Origin of the sequence: Alteromonas sp. LOR, assembly GCF_000753865.1 — a bacterium.
Classification (GTDB): Bacteria; Pseudomonadota; Gammaproteobacteria; order Enterobacterales; family Alteromonadaceae; genus Alteromonas.
The window spans coordinates 1-21,413 of sequence record NZ_JQFW01000027.1 but is presented as its reverse complement, the minus strand read 5'-3'; the positions used below and the strand labels follow the sequence as shown (position 1 = coordinate 21,413).

Genomic DNA, 21,413 nt, shown 5'->3' with positions numbered 1-21,413 from the left:
CGCAATGAAATATTTCAATAAAAATGTATCGAGCGCGGAGCAAGGGTTTATGAATACTGCCAGAACAAAGGTTCATTTCGCCAGTAAACGGCTTTTGATTGCTGCGGTTGCTTTAATGACCTGCAGTTCGTTAGCAGCACAGGAAGCTGAAAGCGAACAAGATAAAAAAGACGCTGACGTAGAGCGAATTATTGTCACTGTAGAGCGCAGAACACAGGACTTACAAGACTTAGCGGGCACTGCCTTTGCGTTTTCTGGAGAGGATCTAAAAGCCCAGGGCATTCAGGATATTACTGATATCGCCGAGTCTATCCCCGGCCTTGAGATTGGTAATAATCAAGGAAACGTGGAGGTGTGGATTAGAGGTATAGGCAGTTCCAACAACACCGAGCTTGGCGACCCTGCCGCTGCAACTCACTTGGACGGTGTCTATATTCCTCGTCCCTCGGGTATTGGTTCTGCTTTTTTTGACATATCGAGAGTGGAAGTAAATGTTGGCCCACAGGGCACGCTGCGCGGGCGTAACGCCACCGCCGGCTCGGTAAACATCATTCCTTGGCGGCCTGCCTTAAACCAGTGGAATGGAAGTGCCGAAGTGGAGGTGGGCAATTATAATCAGCGCTCTATAACAGGTGCGTTGAACATTCCTGCTACTGACAACTTAGCGTTTCGCATTGCCGGCACTAAAGTGGATCACGACTCGTATTATAACGATGTCGGCCCCTTAGGCTTAGAGCTTGCTGAAGCAGCAGACAATCTTGGTTTGCGCTTCCAAGCGCTTTACGAGCCAACAGAGGACCTGAGCATTTATTTATCTTACGACTTTGCACGCGAACAAGGCACAGGCTATACGGGCACGAACTTTGCGTTACCACTAGGGCTGGGCATAGATCCCGATGACATCGAAGACCCTCGAGATGTAGTAGGAAGAGGCTTCACTCCAATTCAAGACACCATCCACGATGGATTTAAAATTGAAGTGACGTGGGATATGGGTAAGGCCTTACTTGAATACAACGGCAGTTATCGAGACTTAATTTACGACTATCAAGCCGCCACACCGCTGTCACCTGATTTCCCTGGCGTACTTGAAGCACTAGACCCATTAGACCAAGCAATTGATGACTTTTCACGCTTTCAATTTTTAACAGATTCAGAGTCGATTATTCACGAACTGCGTCTGCTATCTGATGATGATACCAGTCGCTTAACTTACACCGCAGGTATCTTCTTATTTAATGAGAGACAGCAAACGTTTTTAGCATCGGCTGGCGATAGAGGCGGCTTTTTCCAAGGGGCTGAATTTAATCAACCAAATACGGATACCGATTCATTTTCTGTCTATGGCGACGCCACCTATGAGTTTAGTGCTGACACCCGCCTCACAATGGGTCTTCGTTATACTGAAGACACAAAAACTCGACAAGGTGTGAACGCACGCTATGCGTTTGCGTTGGGTGGGTTTGATGTCAATACCGGCAACCCGTTTGGTTGCTGTATGGGAGCTCGCGTTGGCACTGAAGGATTTGCGTTTGCAGGATTTGGACGCTCTATTTATGAGCCTGATCAAGATGGTGACGGCGCGGTATCCGATGCTGAATTTTTAAACTTTTACTTCGACGGTATTGCTCAGTTTGGCGAGCGAGACACCCTTGATGATATTTTTGCTAACGGCATTACTCCGGGCGGCGCAGACGTGCGTCCTGCGTGCTCAGATAGCGACGTAACCGACAACCTGATTTGTAATCAAGACGGCACCCACTCGTTTGCTGTGCCCATTTCACCAAACAACTCAATTACCGTTCAGGACGGACGCATTGATAACAACTTTGTCGACTGGCGTTTACGTATTGAGCACGACTTAAACAACGATCAGCTTGTGTATGGATTAATTGCAACGGGCCACAAATCTGGCGGCTTCAACGATACGTTTAGCGATCCAACGACAGGGCTTACTCTAGCGCCAACTTATCAAGAAGAAAGCGTCACTTTGTTTGAGTTTGGCTCAAAAAATGAGTTTGATTTGGGCGACGTGCCTACTACATTTAATTTTTCAGCGTTTTATAACGACTATCGCGATCAGGTGTTTACTAACCTACTCTCCGTAGAGCAGGCCCTTGAATTCAATTCAGGCGCCCCCGTAGACCCCCTCGATGCAACGCCAGGTGCATTGGTGGTTTCGTTTAGCTTCAACGCCGCAGATTCAGCCATTTATGGTATGCAGTTTGATGGTAAGTTTGAGCTACCCTACGATATTAACCTTAACTGGACAGCATTGTGGCTTGAGGCAGAAATTGAAGACAGCCAAGATATTCAAGACTCTCGTTTTCAAGCAGATGTGGCACCCGATGAAGCAGTGTTTCAGTCTATTGACGGCAACCGACTGCCCCGCACACCTCGCTTTCAACTCAATGCAAGCTTAAGCCAGGTGTTTGATATCAGTTCTGGCACCATTGATTACGTTATATCTGCAGGTTGGCGGGATGAGCAGTTTCTCACTATTTTTAACAGCATTGATTATCAAAACCCTGACAACCCGCGCCGCCGTCTAGACGACAGCGTAGACGCTTATTGGACCGTCGACGCAGGTTTAGGTTACACCCACGGCGATGGTGCACTTAGATTTGAAGCGTTCGCTAACAATCTGTTTGATGAGGTTCGCACTGCTGCAACCATTATTACCCAATTTGATAACACACGCTTCTTCACGCGCCCTAGAACCTTTGGTGTGCGCATGCGCTACACTTACTAATTAAGGTTTGAGTTATCTAAAAATTGATTACGGACGGCGACACCCTCATTTGGGTGTCGCCGCATTTACATGTTATTGAAAACCGTTAGGCACGCTTAAGGAGTGATGCAGTGACCAGACTTCATCGTTTAAAAACACATTTTGTAATCGCTGTATTAGCACTATTTTCACCCTGCCTATTTGCTACAGCTATTCACGTAGAGGTAACTAAAGCCTCAGACGGAGGCTATGTGTTAACGCGGGCAGGTAAACATTATGTGGTTAAAGGTGCAGGTGCGGATGGCGCTGATTTAAAAACCTTGAAGGCACATGGCGCTAACTCTGTTCGTACTTGGTCTATTGACGGTGGCGCTTATTCAGCATCCGAACTTTTAGATAAAGCTCATGAGTTAGGGATGACTGTGTCTTTAGGGATAGATTTTGCGCGGGAGCGCCACGGCTTCGATTACAATGACTCATCTGCAGTGGCAGCGCAATTAAAACGGGTGAAAGCAGAAGTGATGAAATACAAAGACCACCCTGCTCTACTCACGTGGTTTATTGGTAACGAATTGAACTTCGATTTCACTAACCCGAAGGTTTACGACGCGGTAAACCAAACCGCAGAAATGATCAAAAGCGTAGATCCACACCACCCCACTACCACAACGATGGCTGGCTTTGACAAAAAAGCCATGGATGCTATTACCCAGCGAGCAACATCATTAGACTTCATTAGCTTTCAGCTTTATGCCGATGTGGTAAACCTACCCAAGTATATCAAGTCTTACGGCTACACAGGCCCTTATATGATCACCGAATGGGGCGCTGTAGGCCACTGGGAAGTGTACAAAACAAAATGGGGAGCCCCTGTAGAAACAACAAGTTCTGAAAAGGCCAGTAACTATGCCAAGAGCTATTTAAAAGCTATTCAGCCCCACGCAAAGCAAGTTATTGGCAACTATGTGTTTTTATGGGGTCAAAAACAAGAACGCACCAGCACCTGGTACGGCATGTTTTTAGACTCTGGCGAGCGCACAGAAGCTGTTGATGTAATGCAATATATATGGACAGGCAGGTGGCCAGAAAATCGAACACCCCGGGTTAGCCCTATTGGCTTAGATGGCAAGGTAGCCTTTGATAACGTGTACCTTTTTATGGGTGATAAGTATGAAGCAACTCTCAATGCGGTAGACCCTGATAAAGACCCACTAACCTTCAAGTGGGAAATAAGAAAGGAATCGACAGCAACACAAGTAGGTGGTGATAAAGAGGAAGTTCCTGAGATTGTGGATGGATTGATTAAAGATACTTCTGCTCAAAAAATTGAATTTGAAGCACCGAAAACACCGGGGGCCTATCGGCTATACGCCTATGTGTATGATGGAACCGGTAACGCCGCTCACGCGAATATACCGTTTTTTGTAAAGTGAGCTTCATTGTGATTAATGATCTGCTCCCGCTTACTTCTATTCGCTTTCTCACAACATTTAATAATATGTCAAATGACGCTTTCTTTTTTACCCTGTGAAATTGATTCACGGTGAGTGAATTCTTTGCACTTATGGATCCTGACAGTCAAAACCTTTCGAAACAAACTCTCATTTTTTCAATATCTTAGACTAAGGTCTAATTATTGCTAATTTCCTGCAAGTAATTATTACGGATAAACTAGGTCGAGCGCTGATTGATAACGACGATAGAAGTTAAGTTATCAATCTCTCACCAAAAGGAACTTAGGAGATTTACATGCATTCACCCGTAAGCGTTGTCACCATAGTAAAAAATCGGACAGAAAAGCTCTGCAGACTCATAGAACAGCTCGAGTCGTGCACCCCATTACCTGAAGAACTTGTTATCGTTTGGATGTGCCCTCCTTCAACCCTCTCACTAGCGCAAAGTGAGATGTTTTCTATTGTCCACAAATTTGTGACTAACGAAACTTTGCCCATTGCTAAAGCGCGCAACCGAGGCTTGCAGGAAGCGAAAAGTAACCTACTGGCTTACGTTGACGTTGATGCCATTGTAGATACTCACTTTATCGACACGTTTACCAACGCATGGCGGCCTGGCTCAGTGCTATTTACCAAAGTGTCATTTGTTTCAGAATCACAATGGATATTTCCCCACGACACGTTATGCCATATCAAAAGCCAAGAACTGCCAGAAGAAGACAATAATGAAATTCCGTCAAGACGAAAAGAAAATGACGGGTGCGCGTTGACCGACGATAGCACTCGCTCAACAGTATTTTTTATCAGCAAAATAGATTTTAAGAGAACCGGTGGATTCGATGAAGGTTACGAGGGCTTCGGATTGAACGATGAAGACTTTTTTACGAACTGCCGCTCGCTGGGCTTTGCATTAAATCAAGTAGACTTACACACTTTCGCCCCAGAGCGACCAAATTATCGCTGCCCTATTAATCACCTTCTTGATTTTGTCAGAAACGCCGAGCGCTATCACGCTAAGTGGGGAATGAATCCATGTAGCGATGTTCTTCGTGCTTTCGCAGATGCCGGATATATCAATAAAGATTTTGAAACCGCAGGGATAAGCGTTCTTCAACTGCCTAAAGGAGAGAAGACTCTCGGCGAAACACAAGTATTGGCGGATGGGCAAGATGCCTCGCTGATTAAGCAAACTGCGTAGGATGTAAGAAGACTAATCAACAAGGAGTGACTATGTCTATTTTAAAACCAAATTTGGAGCAAAAAATTTCTGCTTTTATCAACCAAGCTGAATACCCCTGCGTAGGCGCTAAAACTGCGTTAAACAAGGGTAAGATCACAGTGAAGCAGTACGATGATTTACGATGCGACATAAATGACACCGATATACTAACGGATATTTACAACTTTATTCATCGCTTTGAGCTAGAAAAAGACATGTACTCATCGTTGGTATTCACCTTTGAGCAACCGGAAGTATTGAGCGAGGTTGCCTTCGACAAGTTACTGTGGCAAAAGCTTCAGCAACTTCATGATATCGACACCTGTATGCACGACTGGGATAAGCATGTAGATGACAATCCGCATAGTCCTAATTTTAGCTTTAGTTTAGGCGGTAAAGCGTTCTTTATCATAGGGCTTCATCCAGGGGCTAAACGAAAAAGCAGACGCTTTGAACGTCCGACACTCGTTTTCAACCTTCACGAGCAATTTGATCTACTGCGCGAGCAAGGCAAGTTTGAAGATTTAAGGGACCATATTCGTCAGCAAGACGAAGCCTTCTGTGGTTCGAAAAATACCTTATTGAAAAATCATGGTGAAAAATCGGAAGCCTATCAATACAGTGGCAAGCAGCAGCCCGAGCGCTGGCAATGCCCTTTCCATGCGAATCAAAATTAGTCTAATTTCACCGAATCTACACATTCAAATAAAGACATTGAAGGAGCAGAAATGCGACAAACCATTCAACCAAGAAGCGGTACGGCCTTTACCATTAAAAAAGGTGAACGGCTTAAAGTCATCGACCCTGAAGGCGAGCAAGTAGCGGATTTATATGCTTTTAATGCTCACGATAAAAATGAGTTCATGTCGTCGGGCCGTTCCCTAGATTACAATGAAAGTACTCATTTTGAAGCGGGCTGTAAGCTTTATTCTAATGAGAGCCAGGTGATGTTTGAAATTATTGAGGACACGGTAAAGGAACACGACTTTCTTTTAACGCCTTGCAGTGTAGACACGTTCAAACACTTCTATCCCAATGAAACACCAGTTCCTGGATGTCATGGCAACTTAGTGGCAGCATTTGCTGAATTCGACATTCCCGCGCATCACATCGGTACTACTTTTAACACCTTTATGAACGTGGATGTAAGCAAAGAGGGTAAAATAGCGGTGCTACCGCCTACCAGTAAAGCCGGTGACTACACTGTATTTGAAGCGAAGATGGACATGATAGTTGGCCTAACGGCGTGCTCAGCAGGCGAATCGAATAACTTTCGCTATAAACCAATCCAGTTTGAAATTATGCCCGCATTGTAAGAATCACTCAGCAGAAAAATTTAACAGGGCGAATTTAATAAGGACACGTTAACAGCAATAATTTAAGACGAATACGCTTGCTCTTATAGAGAGCAAGTTCGTTTACACGCCCGTTCTCTCGCGGCAAACGCATTAACGTTTTCACTATTCATTCGTCTTTATGCTATGGGTCTCGGCGGGGCTAGTCAATCTCACGGGATATACCAACTCTCACCAACTCAGTATCATTGCAGATACTCACAAACCAATAAGCATCTCTATGCCAAACAGTATTGCGCCAATTCCCCCACCCACAATGGTGCCATTGATACGCACTTTTTGAAGGTCTCTCCCTATATTCAACTCTACTTGCGCTGCCATGTCTTCTTCATCCCAACTATTGATCGTGTCTCTAATATGCCGGGTAAGAAATTCTGCTAACTCAGGGGCCATGTATTTTGCCGCCTCACCAATATGCTGATTGAATGAATGGGATAATTGGCTATCATTTCGCAAAGAAGCCCCTAAATCCTGTAATAATCCCGCGACCTTTTGCTCTGCTTTACCCTCGTTTTCTTCAAGGGATGTTAACAGCCATAGGTTAAATCGTTGCCACGAGCCGTGAAGGTAATTCTTTAGCGCAGGGTCGTTGATAACCTTTTCCCTAAATCCGTTTACCTTTTGCTCCATATCAGGGCTGTGCTGCAGGTCGTGTAAGAACTCATTGACCTGCTCGTCAAATGCATGCCTGATTGGATGATCTTCATCTTGATAGATATCTTCTAAAATAGAGGATACAGCCTTTACCGCGATTAACGCGCCCTGTTCGCTTATCCAACTAGAAGGTAAAATTTTCTCAAGTCTGCTGTATTCAGTCTTAAGCCATATCACCAGCGTATTAGCAATGTATTCTTGCGTGTCTGGTTGACTGAGTAACCCCGCTAACTTACCGAGAAGCCTATCGAGCATGACTTGGTGTTGGCGCTCTTTCGTTACTGCTCCTAATGAGGTAGCGATTAACTGGTTTAAATCGAGATTTTTCAGCCCTTTCTCCACTGTTTTAGCAATAAAGGCTTTAACCGGTTTATCGTCTAATACTCTTAACATTCCGCTTAGCGCATCACATAAAAAACGGCTTAGCTTTTGCGCATTCTGTGGAGTCTCTAACCACCGGCCAGCACCTTGCGCAGGGTTACTATCGCTTATCAGCTTTTCAATTGCATGAGGATTAAAAAACTTTTCTTTTACGAATTCAGAGAGGTTATTCGCAATAGCGTTTTTATTGTTCGCCACAATATTGGTGTGTGGAATTGGGTAAGATGAAGGAATAGGTTTGAACAACGCAGTGACGGCAAACCAATCGGCTAGCCCCCCGACTAAGGCTGCTTCACTTGCCATTTTGATAAGCCCTAGCCACCAAGTTTGAGCAATATCAGGCTGATATTTTTGAGTGAGAATAGTGGTCACAAAAACACCCGCCGCAAACAGTAAACATGCCAATGCCTGACGCTTAGCTCTGTGTAGCTGATACTGCTTATCTTGCATGCAATTTCCTTTTAAATAAAAAACGTTAACCGCTCAGGAGACCAGTTGATTGAAATAGCCTAAACGCTCACCGTCCTTTTCTCTGCTTCAACTTTTTACCTACAAGCTATGCAAACTACAGACCTTTTATCAGCAAACGAACGCTTTGAACGTATTTAGTTGCTAGGCAGTTATACAAAGTCGCTTTTTAAATGCTGCACAGTGCGGCTCAGCCGCTTCTTTATCCATACCTCACACGAGCGCTCTGCTTAGGCTTGTGCTTAAACCGTGAATTAGCACACATCTTTTGCTGCACATATCATCATCACAAATAGCGAAAAAAATCATTATTTAGCTTTTTCAGTAACTTAATAATCAAACCCACGACAGCAATGTACTACCCAGCATCTCGAATTATCGTAAACCTATGTTTTTTAATGATTTTAACAGTTGGCATATTACATGATTACAACATACTACGAAGCAACAGCTAGCTAGTCTGCATACTGGCTAAATACCTGCTACGCAACATTTAAGTAATAGTGAGAGAATAAAGACGTAATACTTACATAATCTTGTACCGCGTTACGCCACAAATTTTCTCGCTTTCAATATAAAATTATAGATTCTTAAAGGAACGAAAATGAAAAAGTCTTTTATCGCCGGTGCCATGATTGTAGTTAGTACAACCTTATTAAGCGGCTGTGTTATTCATGTGGGTAACGCTAGTGCTATGGATGGAAACGACGTGAGTACTATGCTTGGCAACGTTGATATAAAGAGCGGTAAGCATGCCGGTGATATTTCATCAATCAATGGTAACGTGGATATTGATGATCACGGCAGTGCTGAGGACATCAGCATAGTAAACGGTAATTTAGACATGGAAAGTCACGTAACAGCGAGGAGAGTTGACGTGGTAAACGGTGATATTTTCGCCGCATCTCATGTCACTGTCACGCAAGATGTAGAAACGGTGAACGGCGACATATCGTTTGATTCTCATGGTGAAATAGGCGGAAATATACAAACGGTAAATGGCAACATTCATATTACCGACGTAACAATCGAAAAAGACCTAGCTACTGTTAACGGCGACATTGATATTGAAGGCGACAGCGTTATTTTCGGCAACATCGTTTATAAAAGCAGCGACAGCAAGTGGATAGACGAGGATGACCACATGCCCACACTTACCATAGGGTCTAACGTGACATTGCACGGGTCTGTAAAATTAGAGCGACCGGTTGATCTTAAGATTGAAAATCAAGACATCAAAGGAAAGGTTATTGTAAGCTACGCCGACGCGAAGTAATCGATTACCGTATCGTTTACCGAACCTTTAATAATAGATAGGCGCTAAATCTACATGACCGAACAAGAAAAAATGCTCGCAGGCGAGCTTTATTTTCCTTCAGATAAACACCTTACGGCACGTCGTAAAGACTGCCGTAAGCATTTAGATATACTCAATAGCACATGTCAGACTGAACATAAAAAGCGCACACAGTTACTTAAAACTCTGTTCGCCGAAACGGGAAAGCGCCTTTACATCGAGTCTACATTTAAATGTGACTATGGTGAAAACATTGTTGTGGGTGAGAATTTTTACGCCAATTTCAATTGCGTTATTTTAGACGCCGCCAAGGTCACCATTGGCGATAACTGCATGCTAGCGCCACAGGTTGGTCTTTATACTGCAACACATCCAATAGACCCAGTGCAGCGTGCCACCGGCATTGAATTCGCAAAACCAATCACGCTTGGCGACAATTGCTGGGTAGGTGGAATGGCTGTAATAAACCCCGGTGTAACGCTTGGAAATAATGTGGTGGTTGCATCGGGTGCTGTGGTGACCAAATCCTTTGGTGATAACGTGATCATTGGCGGAAATCCTGCTCGTGTGATTAGGCCGTGTTAACCTTTGGTGTACAAATTTTTATCTAAATGGAAGGGGTTTAATCGCGAATCAGCTTTTTGGACCCAGCGGGCTCTATCAACTGACTAAGACAAGTCAGTTAGCGTAGCAATACCAACGGCGTTTTTGCCTTTGTGTTTGGCGCTGTATAGCGCCTCATCTGCGCTTGATAGCATTTGATTGGGTAAGTCGTTCAGCGTGAGCTGGTCCGGCGTAACGCTGACAATACCAAATGAACAAGACGCATTATAGGCAACCTCACCTTCTCCAAACTGTGCGTTAGCCACATGCAAACGAATACGTTCAACAATAGCAGGGGCGTGATTTTCGTCTTGCGTATCGGTAAATAAAATAACGAACTCATCACCTCCCAGTCGTGCAATGCAATCGGACTGACGAATGTTTTCCTTAATAATACTGGTTATTCGTGTCAGTAGCGCATCACCACTAGCATGACCATACTGATCGTTAATGGTTTTAAAGTTGTCCACATCGAACACGCACACTGATAACCATTTAAGCTCTCCCCTTAGCATTAAATTTACGGCTTCGGTGAGGCGTATTTCTAGGTAACTACGAGAGAATGCCTGGGTTAAATGATCGTACATTAAACGATCGCTTAGTAATCGTCGTTCTTCATAAAGGTCATCGATGTGCAACACCAGCGCCCACGCAATGGTCGATGTCACTAAAAATGAACCAATCCATGTAAGCGGCGGTAAATCAGCAACTTGAACACCTGTTAGCATGTCGCACACACCAGTTACCATCCAAATTGTATTGGCAAGAAGCAATAGTAAAACGGTGCTGGTATTGCTATCTTTTTGCTCCTTTTCTTGTGTCTGTAGTTGCCTTCTGCGCTGTCGTAAAAACACCCTAAAAAGTATAAAAATGCAATACACCGCCAATACTAAAATCCACACTCCCCAAAGCTCAAACAGTGGCCCGAACGCGAGGCCTGTGTAATAAGAGGATGTCGCATAAAAGGCATTGTCGAGAAATAGCGAACCCGGTATTACCGTGGCTACTGAGAAAGCTGCGCAAACGCCATAACACCACTTTAAAGACGTGGGTGCCTCGTATTCGTAGAACGCCAAATAGAAATGCAGGCTAAGTACCGTAGTAAACATAGCCGCAACCACTGTAATCCGATTTGAAATACTAAGGTAAGTGAGGTTATCACTTGAATTGAGCATGACCGCAAATGCACCAAAGAATATGCCGCTGACCAATGCTGCAATTGAGAAAATTAAGTAGTATTTAACCGACTCTTCATGGCGAGAAGTTAAGCGGTAGTAAAGAAGTACAAAGAAAAAGCTTAGTAACAAGCAAATGATGGAGGTCACGAATAGGGGCAGTGATAATCCTTGAATCATATCTTTTTAAACTACCTCTGCGGCTGTCATCGCTCGCTATTCTTAAGGGCGTAAATTTTTATCATACCCTAACGTAATTGCAAATATATTTGTGCTGTGTGCCGTAACTATTCACACAGTAGACGCCAAAGCGAACGGCATCAAATAATTTGAGTAACCTTTAGTATAAAGCAAGATAGCTAAATTGCTCAGCAGATCATATCGTCCTTTAGCATGAGGTCTCGGCCTCGCGGCGTGTTAAGTCTTTACATTGCGGTGCAGCGTTATTGCTAGTTAGCGATCTAAACCTAAACCGTCTGTGCAAATACCAAGTATGAAATACTACAAACATCATAGCTTCATTCACCTTTTAAAAAGGAGTTTAAAATGGCTAAAAACCACGGTAACCAAATAAAAAACGACGATACTTATGACGCCCTTCGCGACGAAGGCTATAGCAAAGAAAAGTCGGCGCGTATCGCAAATGCCCAAGCAAATAGTGAACAAACGCCGTCTAAAGATGGTGGCAAAGCCAACAGGTACGAAGATCGCACTAAAGATGAGCTCTATCAAAAAGCCAAAGAAGTTGGCATTGACGGGCGCTCTAACATGAGTAAAGGCGAGTTAATTGATGCGCTGCGTAATCATTAATGGCGGATACACCGCCATTAATGATCTACACCAGTTATAAAAAGTCTCCTATTGCTTGAATGGCAGGGTGAATATGTTTTTATAACTAGGCTGAACATTGCCAATTCCGGTGTCTTTGGTATCCGCATCGTGAAACGTGCCAAACAACCGGTCCCAAATTATACACACGCAACCATAGTTAGTATTACTTTCACTGATAACTTGGGAGTGATGATGAATATGGAAGCGGTTAGTCGTAAAAAACCAGCCAACTATGGCTGAATTCAGCCGTAAATTACTGTGTGCAAGTAAAGCTGTTACTGCCGTGAGAGAAACAAAAGCTGCACCCACCGACTCTCCACCTAAGAGAAATCCAACAATCGCTCTTGGCAGTATAAGAAAAAAAGCTTCTATCGGGTGATTTGCTAGTGAATTCATACTACTCAGTTTTTTAAACGCGTGATGCGCACCGTGGCCTGAAAGTCGCCAAAGCCATCCCCATCGGTGAGACGCCCTATGATACCAATAGTTAACAAATTCAAATGCAGAAAAGATAAGCAGTACCTGCATGACTACAGGCCAGTGTGAAGGCCAAATGTCTACTTGCCATGTTTCGCTGATACTTGTCATCCATTGAAAGAGTGAAGCTTCGTATAAAGCTTCAACAGCGGCATAAGCAGCTCCCGCAACAAATACAAAACCAAACAGCGCGACGTTTTCTCTGAAACTTTTTCGCCAATCCTTTCTGGCGGGAATAATGTTCTCAAATAGTGTAAGCAGACAGAATGCAACGACGATAAATAGGCTATGAGCATCTATAGACGCTTTCGTGTCGGCTAAGTACAGTGAAATGGCAATTAAGGTAGGTTGTACTATCCAATACACGGCGAAGCGCAATGTATTTTCTATAAGCGAAGTAATGTCTACGTTTGATTGCTTACTCATACCACTTCCCTGTCTAGCGGCTAAAAATTTTACTATCCGAAGAGCATATTTATAGGCTCCTCACATTTACAAAGTGTAGCCTTAAATAAATTAGTTATTTATGTCTTTTTGTAACAAATACTTTCAGCGGGCCCAGTAGAGCATGAACCTTGCTCATACAAAAAAAGAAATAAGGTCATCTTTATTCATAGTTAAAGCTACGTATATTGTATAGGTTGCTCTAATAGCACTTATCATACTCGGTTTGATCTTAACAATAGAGGCGCATACTCATGAACAATAACGTGGACAAAAATTTCTCTTTCATTAAAAAGGCGTCAAGATCACATCTGGCAGTCTTTAGTGTACGTGTTGCGAACCTTGATGCTACGACAAGCCTGACGCTGTTTTGAGAAAGAGTTCTGAGTTCAAATTTTTATCGCGAATGCGAACTTCAGCGTCATAGCCGATATTCGGAGTGTTTATTCATAGCCAGTTATCGGTGTCTTGCCCACCCAATATTGCGGTAATTTCAATATCACTATCAATAAAGCGAAAATAGATAGTGTCTGAACGATATACGCAACGCCGATAACCCAAACGAATATGCTCAGCAGATTGATATGCTAGCGGATTACTCGCTATTTTTTGGAACGTCTCAAAGAAGCCCAAAAAGTATTCGTCGGCCTGCGCTTCGCCAAACTCTTCTACTCCATAAACATATATACGTCGGAGATCTTCTTTTGCGTTTCTCGATAGTCTATATGCCGCCATTTAGCGTTTTAGGTCAGCTTTGAATTCAGCTAAAATTTCTTCTGGCGATTGATCAACGTGGCCGCTCTGTTCAGCTTTCGCAAGCTTCTCATTAATAAACTCAGCTCGCCTTGCTCTTCTGATAATGTCATTTACTAACTCGCTTTTATTTGCGTATTCTCCCGCGGCACCGACATGACTTTTTAACCAATCATCATTTTTTTCAGAAAGTGTAATACTTTGACGTGGCATTTTAACTTCTCCAACATATAAGCTGGTGCAATATTACACCAGAAGATATTCTGTGTCATATCCATGTGGGGAATATCGATATGTTAACGAGACTTTATTTAAAAAGTCATAAGTCGGCGAGGCTAGAACGAATTCAAAGTTAAGCCCAAAAGCTGCCGTTCGGGACTGAGATTTTCGTGAAGTCTCAAATACTAATTTGTGAAAAGAAGTAGTTGTTTTAAAGAAAACATCTAACCGGTAACTGTGTACGTATTGCCGACCTGTAGATTTTCAATGTGGCTAGCAGCAACTTGTCTTTTGCGGCCCCTTCAACAAAAGAGTGTTATCAGCGTAACCGCTCAACAATAACAACGCTGCAACGAAAAAAAGTACACGACGCATAGTAAAGTACTGTTATTGTGAAAAGATACTCAAGCGTGTATAGGAAATATCAAACTTCGCTATTGAGTCTGATCAGGTTTTGATTATGTTGTGCGAAAGGTAGTATTTAATGCGACAAATTGGCATATAACGTTAATATCTAAGTAAACATACTAAATTCAAAGCAAGAGTTAATTGTAATTAATTGATTTTATTATCTTTTGTTTATGGCGCGGTGATTGCACCCCATACCTAATATTCTGACCGATTGAGGGTAAAATGAAATGAAAGAGAAGCAATTCAATAAAATAAGAAATGGCCTGTTACTAGCAGTAATACTTTTCGAAGTATGTCACTTAACGTGGGAATACTTTAACGGCGGAGTAGTTACCCATCACCTTTTCATGCGCGCTGATCTTCCCGGATTGTCGAATTGGTGGGGACTGCTGATTTTGCCCCTTCTTGTGTGGCTATCCGCTGCAGTAATCCGAAAAAGAATATCAACTAAGTCAGATGCAAAAACACTTTCTCCGTCAATAATACTGGGTTTCTTTGGCATGCTGCTGGTAAGCACAGTTCAATCAATTGCTTTCATAAATGGCTTTCCAAGCGTAACAATGTATTTAGCTCTGGGCGTTTTAATTTCAGCTCTATTTGTACCGCTTTACAGAATGGAATTTATTCTCGGGCATGTTATCGGCTCAGCCTTTGTGTTTGGCCCTGCTATCCCATTTGTCAGTGTATTCATGTTCGCCACTATCTCGTTGTTGTCACACAAGTGCATTAAACCTTTGTTGCTGCGCTTCAAAAACCGCAGAATGACTTTGGGTTAAAATGTTCTGAGAGTTGATAATGGTCTAGTGTTGTTAGATAGGAAACCCTCGCGTTTAGAAAACATAATAAAACCTAAGTCAATAAAGTACCTTTGAACTTCCGGTTCTTGTCTCAAGCCACCAGTCATATGGCGTCTAAATCTATAAGTTAAAGTGTCAGGTGAAGTTAAAGCTGCTGTATCTTGGAGGTACGAGCTTAATTATAGCTGTAGGGCTAGCGCTCTAAAAATGCTAAAAAGCCTCGCTCTGCGCGGCTTAAATATTTCGTTTTTCTCGGTAAAGTTAAAGACTTTCTCCATGCCTGTTGGGTTGCCCCATCTTCTTTACACAGCGTAATTAACTCAGGGTGCACATAAGAATTACGCGCAATGGCTGGCGTGTTACCAAGTTGAGAAGACACCGTATCGAGCATGCTTTTAAGGGTAAGTTCGCCTTTTGCATTAGCCAGTTCTTCAAATGCAATCACACTGGCTCGCCACGTTCTAAAGTGCTTGGCACTAAACGATTCACCCATGACCTCTTGAATGTATTGGTTAACTTCACCAGAAGTCACATTGGTGCGCTCTGAGCCATCTATATATTGAAAAAGGTGCTGACCGGGCAAATCCTGCAGCTCTTTGATTACATGGCTAAGCACTCTGTCGGTGATATTTACCTGTCGCTCCTTTCCAGACTTAGCACGGTAGTTCAGCTGAATGGTTTTACCGGTTAGTTTTGCGTGACGGGTGCGAAGCGTAGTGGCACCGTAACTTTTGTTTTGCTTAACGTTGCGTTCGTTGCCAACTCTCAAGGCGCCTAAATCCATTAACCTGACCACCGCAGCCAACGTGCGCTGAACATTAAGCTCGTCACCCTGTAAGTCAGATTCTAATTGCGCTCTAAGAAGCGGTAACTTATTACCAAAAACACCGCAGGCCTCATACTTCTTTGCCTCCTGCTGAGCTCTAAATTCCGGATGATAACGGTACTGTTTGCGCCCTTTGCTATCAAACCCAGTCGCTAAAATATGGCCGTTTTCTTCAGGGCAGAACCACGCATTTTTATAGGCTGGCGGAAACGCTAAGCTATTTAGCCTATCAATAACATCTGCATCTTGTATGGATTTTCCGATCGGATCGAAATACTGCCATTGCTTTCCCTTTGGCTTTCGAGATATGCCGGGTAAATTGTCGTCAACATAAATTAATTGCATTTTTTCTTATGAATCCTAGTTATTCTAACCGCGACTTTTACTGAGCGTTTTATCAAGGTAAGTTTTCGTACACTGTTCTACTTGAACTACTTGTTTATCCCCGAGCACGCTGCTTGTTTATCACTGCGCACGCTGCTTGTCTATCGCTGCGCACGCTTAATTGCTTGTTGAATCACTTTGTCAGAAAAGTTCTATTAAAGGCTTTACTTACAACCTGCTGACACCCTCATATACTTAATAGCCTACAAGATTTGAGCCATGTTCTGCTGCCGTTTATTTAGCGATTGTCATATTCATCTATTCGCTATTGTTACTAACTATACAGATAGCTCTCAGCTAAGCCTTAATAGTTGCTCAGAGGGCTCCTTTCATAGTTGTCCATCTTCCCGTCCACAACGGCGCTTTTGCGAGTGAGAAACGTCCTATATCCTTGATGCGACGGAGATAATTCCGGCATTCCCGTGTAATTTTTATAAGTAATTTGGAATATATTACAGCGGCCTTCGGTGGTTTTGCGCTGTAAGCGAGTAAAACGCTGCTAATAATAGAGGCGTGCTTTTTGCACTGTACTTTTTACAAAGTACAGTGCAAAGTGCTATCCATAACCTGTTTTTTGCAGCGTTATTTTTAATCACCTTATAAGGGTTGCGACTACCGCAAAACACGGAAAACTCAGTAAAGGATTTATCCATGACAGACATCACATTTTCAGCTTACTTCGCCTTCTATTTGTATTTAGTACTTTTACTCGTGCAGTGGGGCGTTGCAACGGTGAGCAAAGCGAAACAACCCCATGCAGTTCCAGGCAAAATAGATGACGATTTATCACACGATAGTTTTGTCTTTAGAGCGCATCGCACGTTTCACAATACACTTGAAAACAGTGCTTTATTTATAGGTACTGTGTTATTTGCTTTTGTTATTAATTATCAAAGCCCAGTTTTTGCGCTTTGTGTATGGGTTTATGTTATCGCGAGAGTCATTCACATGGCACTTTACTATGCCATTGCCACCGAAAAGAACCCAAGCCCACGAAGCTACTTCTTTTTAATTGGTATTATTGCTAACGTGGTTATGTTGGTGTTGCTAGGAATGAGATTAGCGGTGTAATAACGGCATCCGCCCTAGTTAAAACACTTCATTGAAGCCGTTTTGAAAGGACGATTATGCGCATTACACTTCTTTGCAACTTAGATATTGCTAGTAATTTGGCCGCAAATCGTCTTATCACGGCCCTGCCCGAACATCATTTTAGTGTGCTAATGACAGCGCAGGTAGGTGGCAAAAGCCATCGCCCTAAAGCGCTTGAGGCGTTGTCATTCTACGAAAACACACTATTCACTGAAATTCTTTTTCCTGCGCTAATCTCTGGGCAAAAAGCTTCTGGGAAAGAAACTTGTGGAAAAGAGGCTTGTGAAAAAGAAGGCTATGAAACACCGAGACTTCTCACATTCGACGCCATGCAACAGCGTGGTATCGACATCCACTCCGTGTCAGAAATTAACGAAGGTAACGGCCTTTCTGTATTAGAGCGATGCCAACCCGATTTGATATTGTCGGTGCGCTTTGGCCGTATTTTAAAAACCCCCGCCCTTTGCGTGCCCAAACACGGAGTACTCAATCTGCACTCGGGATTATTGCCACAGTACCGCGGAATTATGGCAACATTTTGGGCTATGCTAAGGGACGAATCTCATATAGGGTGCACGTTACATCGCATACAAGATGGGGGTATTGATACGGGCGATATATTATCTACCCACCCTGTCAAAACTGATTACAACCTGTCCTACTTTGACAATATGCTTGCCATTTACCCAGCAGGCTTAGATGCCATGATCGCCGCGACAAAACGTATAACAGACAGCGTGGCGCTAGTTTCGATACCGCAAGACAACTCACAAGCCAATTATTATGGCCTACCAGACCCAGCCTCTATCTCATTATTTGAGCAGAAAGGTCATCGTTGGGTTATTCACAGTAACTTAATCAGCTTGGCGCAACGATTCTTTCCCTAATAACGTGTAACATACGTTTTTTTCTGCAGTAGAAATCGCAATAAAGCGCGCGTTGATTCGCGCAATAGTGCGTCGGTTCACCTTCTACGCTGCGTGTTATAGGTGACAATTAATGACAAGGAACATGTGTGGATAGGACTTTACTCAATAGGCTCAGTACCCTTTTTAGCCTAGCTGTTATGATGGTATTGCTTGCGCTTTTAACAACTGCGGCAAGTGCGGCAAATGAGGAAAGTGCACCAGCCGATACCATCACAAGTGCTGATTCAGTGAAGTTTTCACAAAAGCTAGATATTCAGCTGCGTTATGACAATCGCTCGAATAGACCTAGTCGAGAGCAGTATCGCTTTCGCTATTACCCTTCCGTTTCGCTATCAAAAGCGTGGTCGCTGCATAGCTTTGTTGTAACAGGTGACGGATTTTCTTCAAGCCACAATACCATTGGCAGTAGCAACACCGATCACCTCTACGCTAGGCGACTTTATGCCCGTCATGAAAGTGAGTACGGAAAGACAGAATTTGGAATAATACCTACGTACAAAGGCCGAGTTTCTTCTACAGGGCTATCGAAAGATGGGTGGATAACTGGCTTTCGACACGTTCGTTCTCTTCGCAATAATAGCGCTATAGAAGTTGTTGTAGGGCAACTTGCCAATGAACAAGCGAACCATGCGTTAGACATTGGCAAAGGAAACAGCGATGACAATTACTTTGAAGTTGAATATTCAGCACGAATGGGTCAGCGGCACAGCTATGAAGCCAGCATAGAGCGAATGCTACGTGGTGATTTCCTGCGTGCTGAATATCGCTTTAACTATTCCAGTGACAACACGTTGTTTTTTGAAAACGTGCAGCGCATTGATGCATCAGCAAATAAATTTGTTGCCGGTATGAGTGGCGAATTCTCTGGAGAACGTGTGGCCCTGCCCTACCCCATTGAGTACTTCGCTTACTACTCTTATGTGGACGATGGTTTTGGCGACCGCGTAGAGCTTACTGAAGACTTTTTAGGCACCGGACACGGTGGCTCTGTGGAATTTAGCAGTGTGTTGTCTAGACAGCACGATACCGACTGGTTTGTGAGGGTAGACACTGTGGGAGGCGTTACTCGCTTACTGGCTGGAGTAAAACTGTCTCTCAACCGATGAGGGTAGGTCATCAAAATTTAGTCAATTGCTTTGGAATAATTAAAGGCTTGGCAGAATTAGAAATTTGGAGAAATTAGTGAGCCTAATTGTTTTACTTACTGAATTTTCACACTCTCTTTGAAAAGCGAAGGCGAGAGCAATTAGCTAAAGGTAATAGTGAGCGGAGAAAAGAGTAGCGAAAGGCAGAATCTGTTTCATGCTCTGTCCAATCGCTACTTTATGTTTTGCGTTGTCTTTTTATAACTAACGCTTTGTTAGTCTACCTATTCAGTACTTTACTTTTTTAATCCCACTTGGGAGCAAAGTCAGGATCGACAATCCGCTCGCCATTATCCAGTTCATCAATTGCCTCTAACTCTTCATCAGATAGCTGCACGCCACCATAGGCTAGGTTTTCTGCCAGATGTGTTTTGCTGGTTGATGAAGGTATTGCATATATATGGCGTTTCTCCATCCATGATAAAACCACCTGAGCGGCAGAAGCATCATATTTCTTAGCAATCGCTGCGAGCGTATCATCGTGCATCACCTTACCCACCGCAAATGGCATGTAGGCAGTTACCTTAATGTCCTTTTCTCTGCACGCTTGTGCTACTGCGCGGTTTTGCATAAAAGGATGCACTTCTATTTGGTTGGTGTAGATTTCACCTTTACCTAAGATTTTCTCTGCTTGGTCGAGCTGATCTATCGTAAAGTTAGATACGCCAATATGTCGAGCCAACCCGAGTTCTTTCGCTTGTTTTAAACGATTTAAGTAACTCTCAAGGGTTATATCATTGCCTGGATACGGCCAATGTATAAGAAGTAAATCTACATATTCGAGTTTTAACTTTTCTAAGCTTTCATGGACACTTGCCATGAATTGATCTTCACCTAATGATTCATACCAAACTTTGGTAGTAACGAAAAAGTCGGCGCGTTTCAACCCACTGGTTTGAATAGCATCGCCTACCTCAGATTCGTTACCGTAAAACTGTGCAGTATCGATATGGCGAAACCCTACTTCGAGTGCATCGCTAACTGCTTGCCTTGCCTGCTCGGCTTCTAAACGAAATGTTCCCATTCCCAACTGTGGCATGTTTTTCATCTTTCCTCCTTGTCATTTTGAAACAACTTGTTCGTTAATTCCTACGGGGGTTCGCAGCAGTGGATCGCTATTTTTTGTTGATATTGGTTGGATGATGGAAATGTGTGCAGTGAAAATCACTGCAATAGTTGTTATATCAAGAGAATAGATTTGTCTGATTTTCGGGATACTTTTGTGACATTTCTCCCTCAGTATTGCTAAGGCATGAGCGCCTACTTGCAAGAACTTGTTCATAAGAGCTTTTTGATAACTGAGGAAATACCCATGAAACGATTAAGCATACTTACTACCGCAGCGTTATTAACTTTTACAGCCCAATACAGTGTTGCCGCCGATTTAACTGTAGAAATTCAAAACTTAACTCACGGCTTATATTTCACCCCCATTGCAGCGGTAGCACACTCTGCAGACGCCAGCCTTTTTGAGGTGGGTGAAACGGCAAGTACCGAGTTACAAATGATGGCAGAAGGCGGCAGTTTAGACGGTATAGCAACCATCGGCGACGCCATTGGAGCCGATGTTATCGCCAATCCAGCGGGCGGATTGTTAGCCCCTACCATTGCAGTTTCAGCCATGTTGATTAGGTGTGGCTTAGCTCGTATAACGTTTCTATATAGATTTGGTGAGAAGTAGCAGATGACTAGTCCTGATATAAGTTGACACTTTTTTCAGTTAAAAACGCTCGATGAACCTCATCGGGCGTTTTGTATTTTAATGATA

At 43.3% G+C, this 21,413-nt stretch carries 20 protein-coding genes; 13 read left to right on the top strand and 7 right to left on the bottom strand.

The features are described 5' to 3' along the window. Window positions 1-4 precede the first annotated feature (4 nt). From JV36_RS0110050 to JV36_RS0110030, 5 genes are all read left to right on the top strand, one after another. Window positions 5-2,752 carry a TonB-dependent receptor gene (locus JV36_RS0110050; protein WP_052010276.1) on the top strand — a complete coding sequence of 916 codons (2,748 nt, stop codon included), beginning with the start codon at window positions 5-7 and terminating at the stop codon, window positions 2,750-2,752. 110 nt (window positions 2,753-2,862) lie between these two features. After that, on the top strand, window positions 2,863-4,164 hold the full coding sequence (locus tag JV36_RS0110045) for a glycoside hydrolase family 2 TIM barrel-domain containing protein (protein ID WP_052010275.1): 1,302 nt from the start codon (window positions 2,863-2,865) through the stop codon (window positions 4,162-4,164). Window positions 4,165-4,480: 316 nt separating this feature from the next. After that, window positions 4,481-5,383, top strand: a complete 903-nt coding sequence (locus tag JV36_RS0110040) for a glycosyltransferase family 2 protein (protein WP_032096990.1) — start codon at window positions 4,481-4,483, stop codon at window positions 5,381-5,383. Window positions 5,384-5,415: 32 nt separating this feature from the next. After that, window positions 5,416-6,081: a guanitoxin biosynthesis heme-dependent pre-guanitoxin N-hydroxylase GntA gene (gene gntA, locus JV36_RS0110035; protein ID WP_032096989.1), complete on the top strand. Its 666-nt coding sequence runs from the start codon at window positions 5,416-5,418 to the stop codon at window positions 6,079-6,081. 51 nt (window positions 6,082-6,132) lie between these two features. Beyond that, window positions 6,133-6,720: a DUF1989 domain-containing protein gene (locus JV36_RS0110030; RefSeq protein ID WP_032096988.1), complete on the top strand. Its 588-nt coding sequence runs from the start codon at window positions 6,133-6,135 to the stop codon at window positions 6,718-6,720. 237 nt (window positions 6,721-6,957) lie between these two features. Here JV36_RS0110030 and JV36_RS0110025 read toward each other — a convergent pair whose 3' ends face one another. Continuing rightward, entirely contained in the window at window positions 6,958-8,244 is a 1,287-nt protein-coding gene (locus tag JV36_RS0110025) for a DUF445 domain-containing protein (protein ID WP_032139773.1), read from the bottom strand. Window positions 8,245-8,866: 622 nt separating this feature from the next. Here JV36_RS0110025 and JV36_RS0110020 point away from each other — a divergent pair. After that, entirely contained in the window at window positions 8,867-9,538 is a 672-nt protein-coding gene (locus tag JV36_RS0110020; protein WP_032096985.1) for a hypothetical protein, read from the top strand. A 54-nt stretch (window positions 9,539-9,592) separates the two neighbouring features. Next, a complete protein-coding gene (locus tag JV36_RS0110015) occupies window positions 9,593-10,144 on the top strand; it encodes a sugar O-acetyltransferase (protein ID WP_032096984.1) in 552 nt (183 codons plus the stop codon). Window positions 10,145-10,227: 83 nt separating this feature from the next. Here JV36_RS0110015 and JV36_RS0110010 read toward each other — a convergent pair whose 3' ends face one another. After that, window positions 10,228-11,517 (bottom strand): GGDEF domain-containing protein, encoded by a 1,290-nt coding sequence (locus tag JV36_RS0110010; RefSeq protein WP_032096983.1) that lies wholly within the window; start codon window positions 11,515-11,517, stop codon window positions 10,228-10,230. Between the two features lie 366 nt (window positions 11,518-11,883). On the opposite strand from JV36_RS0110010, the gene JV36_RS0110005 reads away from it, so the two are divergent. Continuing rightward, window positions 11,884-12,147 (top strand): Rho termination factor N-terminal domain-containing protein, encoded by a 264-nt coding sequence (locus tag JV36_RS0110005; RefSeq protein WP_032096982.1) that lies wholly within the window; start codon window positions 11,884-11,886, stop codon window positions 12,145-12,147. Between the two features lie 48 nt (window positions 12,148-12,195). Here JV36_RS0110005 and JV36_RS0110000 read toward each other — a convergent pair whose 3' ends face one another. From JV36_RS0110000 to JV36_RS0109990, 3 genes are all read right to left on the bottom strand, one after another. Beyond that, window positions 12,196-13,071, bottom strand: coding sequence for a sterol desaturase family protein (locus JV36_RS0110000; protein WP_032096981.1), 876 nt, complete (start codon window positions 13,069-13,071; stop codon window positions 12,196-12,198). Between the two features lie 465 nt (window positions 13,072-13,536). Beyond that, entirely contained in the window at window positions 13,537-13,824 is a 288-nt protein-coding gene (locus tag JV36_RS0109995; protein ID WP_032096980.1) for a type II toxin-antitoxin system RelE/ParE family toxin, read from the bottom strand. Continuing rightward, window positions 13,825-14,055 carry a ribbon-helix-helix domain-containing protein gene (locus JV36_RS0109990; RefSeq protein WP_032096979.1) on the bottom strand — a complete coding sequence of 77 codons (231 nt, stop codon included), beginning with the start codon at window positions 14,053-14,055 and terminating at the stop codon, window positions 13,825-13,827. Window positions 14,056-14,699: 644 nt separating this feature from the next. On the opposite strand from JV36_RS0109990, the gene JV36_RS19235 reads away from it, so the two are divergent. Next, window positions 14,700-15,248, top strand: coding sequence for a hypothetical protein (locus JV36_RS19235; RefSeq protein ID WP_052010274.1), 549 nt, complete (start codon window positions 14,700-14,702; stop codon window positions 15,246-15,248). Between the two features lie 214 nt (window positions 15,249-15,462). Here JV36_RS19235 and JV36_RS0109980 read toward each other — a convergent pair whose 3' ends face one another. Next, on the bottom strand, window positions 15,463-16,440 hold the full coding sequence (locus JV36_RS0109980; RefSeq protein ID WP_032096978.1) for a DNA topoisomerase IB: 978 nt from the start codon (window positions 16,438-16,440) through the stop codon (window positions 15,463-15,465). 690 nt (window positions 16,441-17,130) lie between these two features. Between JV36_RS0109980 and JV36_RS0109970 the strand changes: the two genes are divergently transcribed. The 3 genes from JV36_RS0109970 to JV36_RS0109960 all read left to right on the top strand — a co-directional run bounded on the left by JV36_RS0109970 (window position 17,131) and on the right by JV36_RS0109960 (window position 19,606). Next, the gene (locus JV36_RS0109970; protein ID WP_032096976.1) at window positions 17,131-17,550 is read left to right on the top strand and encodes an MAPEG family protein; all 420 of its coding nucleotides are present in this window, start codon (window positions 17,131-17,133) and stop codon (window positions 17,548-17,550) included. Between the two features lie 56 nt (window positions 17,551-17,606). Further along, on the top strand, window positions 17,607-18,458 hold the full coding sequence (locus JV36_RS0109965; RefSeq protein WP_052010273.1) for a formyl transferase: 852 nt from the start codon (window positions 17,607-17,609) through the stop codon (window positions 18,456-18,458). Between the two features lie 128 nt (window positions 18,459-18,586). Then, the gene (locus tag JV36_RS0109960) at window positions 18,587-19,606 is read left to right on the top strand and encodes a hypothetical protein (RefSeq protein WP_235207820.1); all 1,020 of its coding nucleotides are present in this window, start codon (window positions 18,587-18,589) and stop codon (window positions 19,604-19,606) included. 283 nt (window positions 19,607-19,889) lie between these two features. Here JV36_RS0109960 and dkgB read toward each other — a convergent pair whose 3' ends face one another. Then, window positions 19,890-20,693: a 2,5-didehydrogluconate reductase DkgB gene (gene dkgB / locus JV36_RS0109955; RefSeq protein WP_032096975.1), complete on the bottom strand. Its 804-nt coding sequence runs from the start codon at window positions 20,691-20,693 to the stop codon at window positions 19,890-19,892. A 264-nt stretch (window positions 20,694-20,957) separates the two neighbouring features. Between dkgB and JV36_RS0109950 the strand changes: the two genes are divergently transcribed. Continuing rightward, window positions 20,958-21,326 carry a spondin domain-containing protein gene (locus tag JV36_RS0109950; RefSeq protein ID WP_200883148.1) on the top strand — a complete coding sequence of 123 codons (369 nt, stop codon included), beginning with the start codon at window positions 20,958-20,960 and terminating at the stop codon, window positions 21,324-21,326. Window positions 21,327-21,413: the final 87 nt, after the last annotated feature.

Excerpts from the sequence above, each read along its gene's own strand:
- JV36_RS0110050 (WP_052010276.1), top strand. The coding sequence starts at position 5 with ATGAAATATTTCAATAAAAATGTATCGAGCGCGGAGCAAGGGTTTATG.
- JV36_RS0110040 (WP_032096990.1), top strand. The coding sequence starts at position 4,481 with ATGCATTCACCCGTAAGCGTTGTCACCATAGTAAAAAATCGGACAGAA.
- gntA (WP_032096989.1), top strand. The coding sequence starts at position 5,416 with ATGTCTATTTTAAAACCAAATTTGGAGCAAAAAATTTCTGCTTTTATC.
- JV36_RS0110030 (WP_032096988.1), top strand. The coding sequence starts at position 6,133 with ATGCGACAAACCATTCAACCAAGAAGCGGTACGGCCTTTACCATTAAA.
- JV36_RS0110025 (WP_032139773.1), bottom strand. The coding sequence starts at position 8,244 with ATGCAAGATAAGCAGTATCAGCTACACAGAGCTAAGCGTCAGGCATTG.
- JV36_RS0110020 (WP_032096985.1), top strand. The coding sequence starts at position 8,867 with ATGAAAAAGTCTTTTATCGCCGGTGCCATGATTGTAGTTAGTACAACC.
- JV36_RS0110015 (WP_032096984.1), top strand. The coding sequence starts at position 9,593 with ATGACCGAACAAGAAAAAATGCTCGCAGGCGAGCTTTATTTTCCTTCA.
- JV36_RS0110010 (WP_032096983.1), bottom strand. The coding sequence starts at position 11,517 with ATGATTCAAGGATTATCACTGCCCCTATTCGTGACCTCCATCATTTGC.
- JV36_RS0110005 (WP_032096982.1), top strand. The coding sequence starts at position 11,884 with ATGGCTAAAAACCACGGTAACCAAATAAAAAACGACGATACTTATGAC.
- JV36_RS0110000 (WP_032096981.1), bottom strand. The coding sequence starts at position 13,071 with ATGAGTAAGCAATCAAACGTAGACATTACTTCGCTTATAGAAAATACA.
- JV36_RS0109995 (WP_032096980.1), bottom strand. The coding sequence starts at position 13,824 with ATGGCGGCATATAGACTATCGAGAAACGCAAAAGAAGATCTCCGACGT.
- JV36_RS0109990 (WP_032096979.1), bottom strand. The coding sequence starts at position 14,055 with ATGCCACGTCAAAGTATTACACTTTCTGAAAAAAATGATGATTGGTTA.
- JV36_RS19235 (WP_052010274.1), top strand. The coding sequence starts at position 14,700 with ATGAAAGAGAAGCAATTCAATAAAATAAGAAATGGCCTGTTACTAGCA.
- JV36_RS0109980 (WP_032096978.1), bottom strand. The coding sequence starts at position 16,440 with ATGCAATTAATTTATGTTGACGACAATTTACCCGGCATATCTCGAAAG.
- JV36_RS0109970 (WP_032096976.1), top strand. The coding sequence starts at position 17,131 with ATGACAGACATCACATTTTCAGCTTACTTCGCCTTCTATTTGTATTTA.
- JV36_RS0109965 (WP_052010273.1), top strand. The coding sequence starts at position 17,607 with ATGCGCATTACACTTCTTTGCAACTTAGATATTGCTAGTAATTTGGCC.
- dkgB (WP_032096975.1), bottom strand. The coding sequence starts at position 20,693 with ATGAAAAACATGCCACAGTTGGGAATGGGAACATTTCGTTTAGAAGCC.
- JV36_RS0109950 (WP_200883148.1), top strand. The coding sequence starts at position 20,958 with ATGAAACGATTAAGCATACTTACTACCGCAGCGTTATTAACTTTTACA.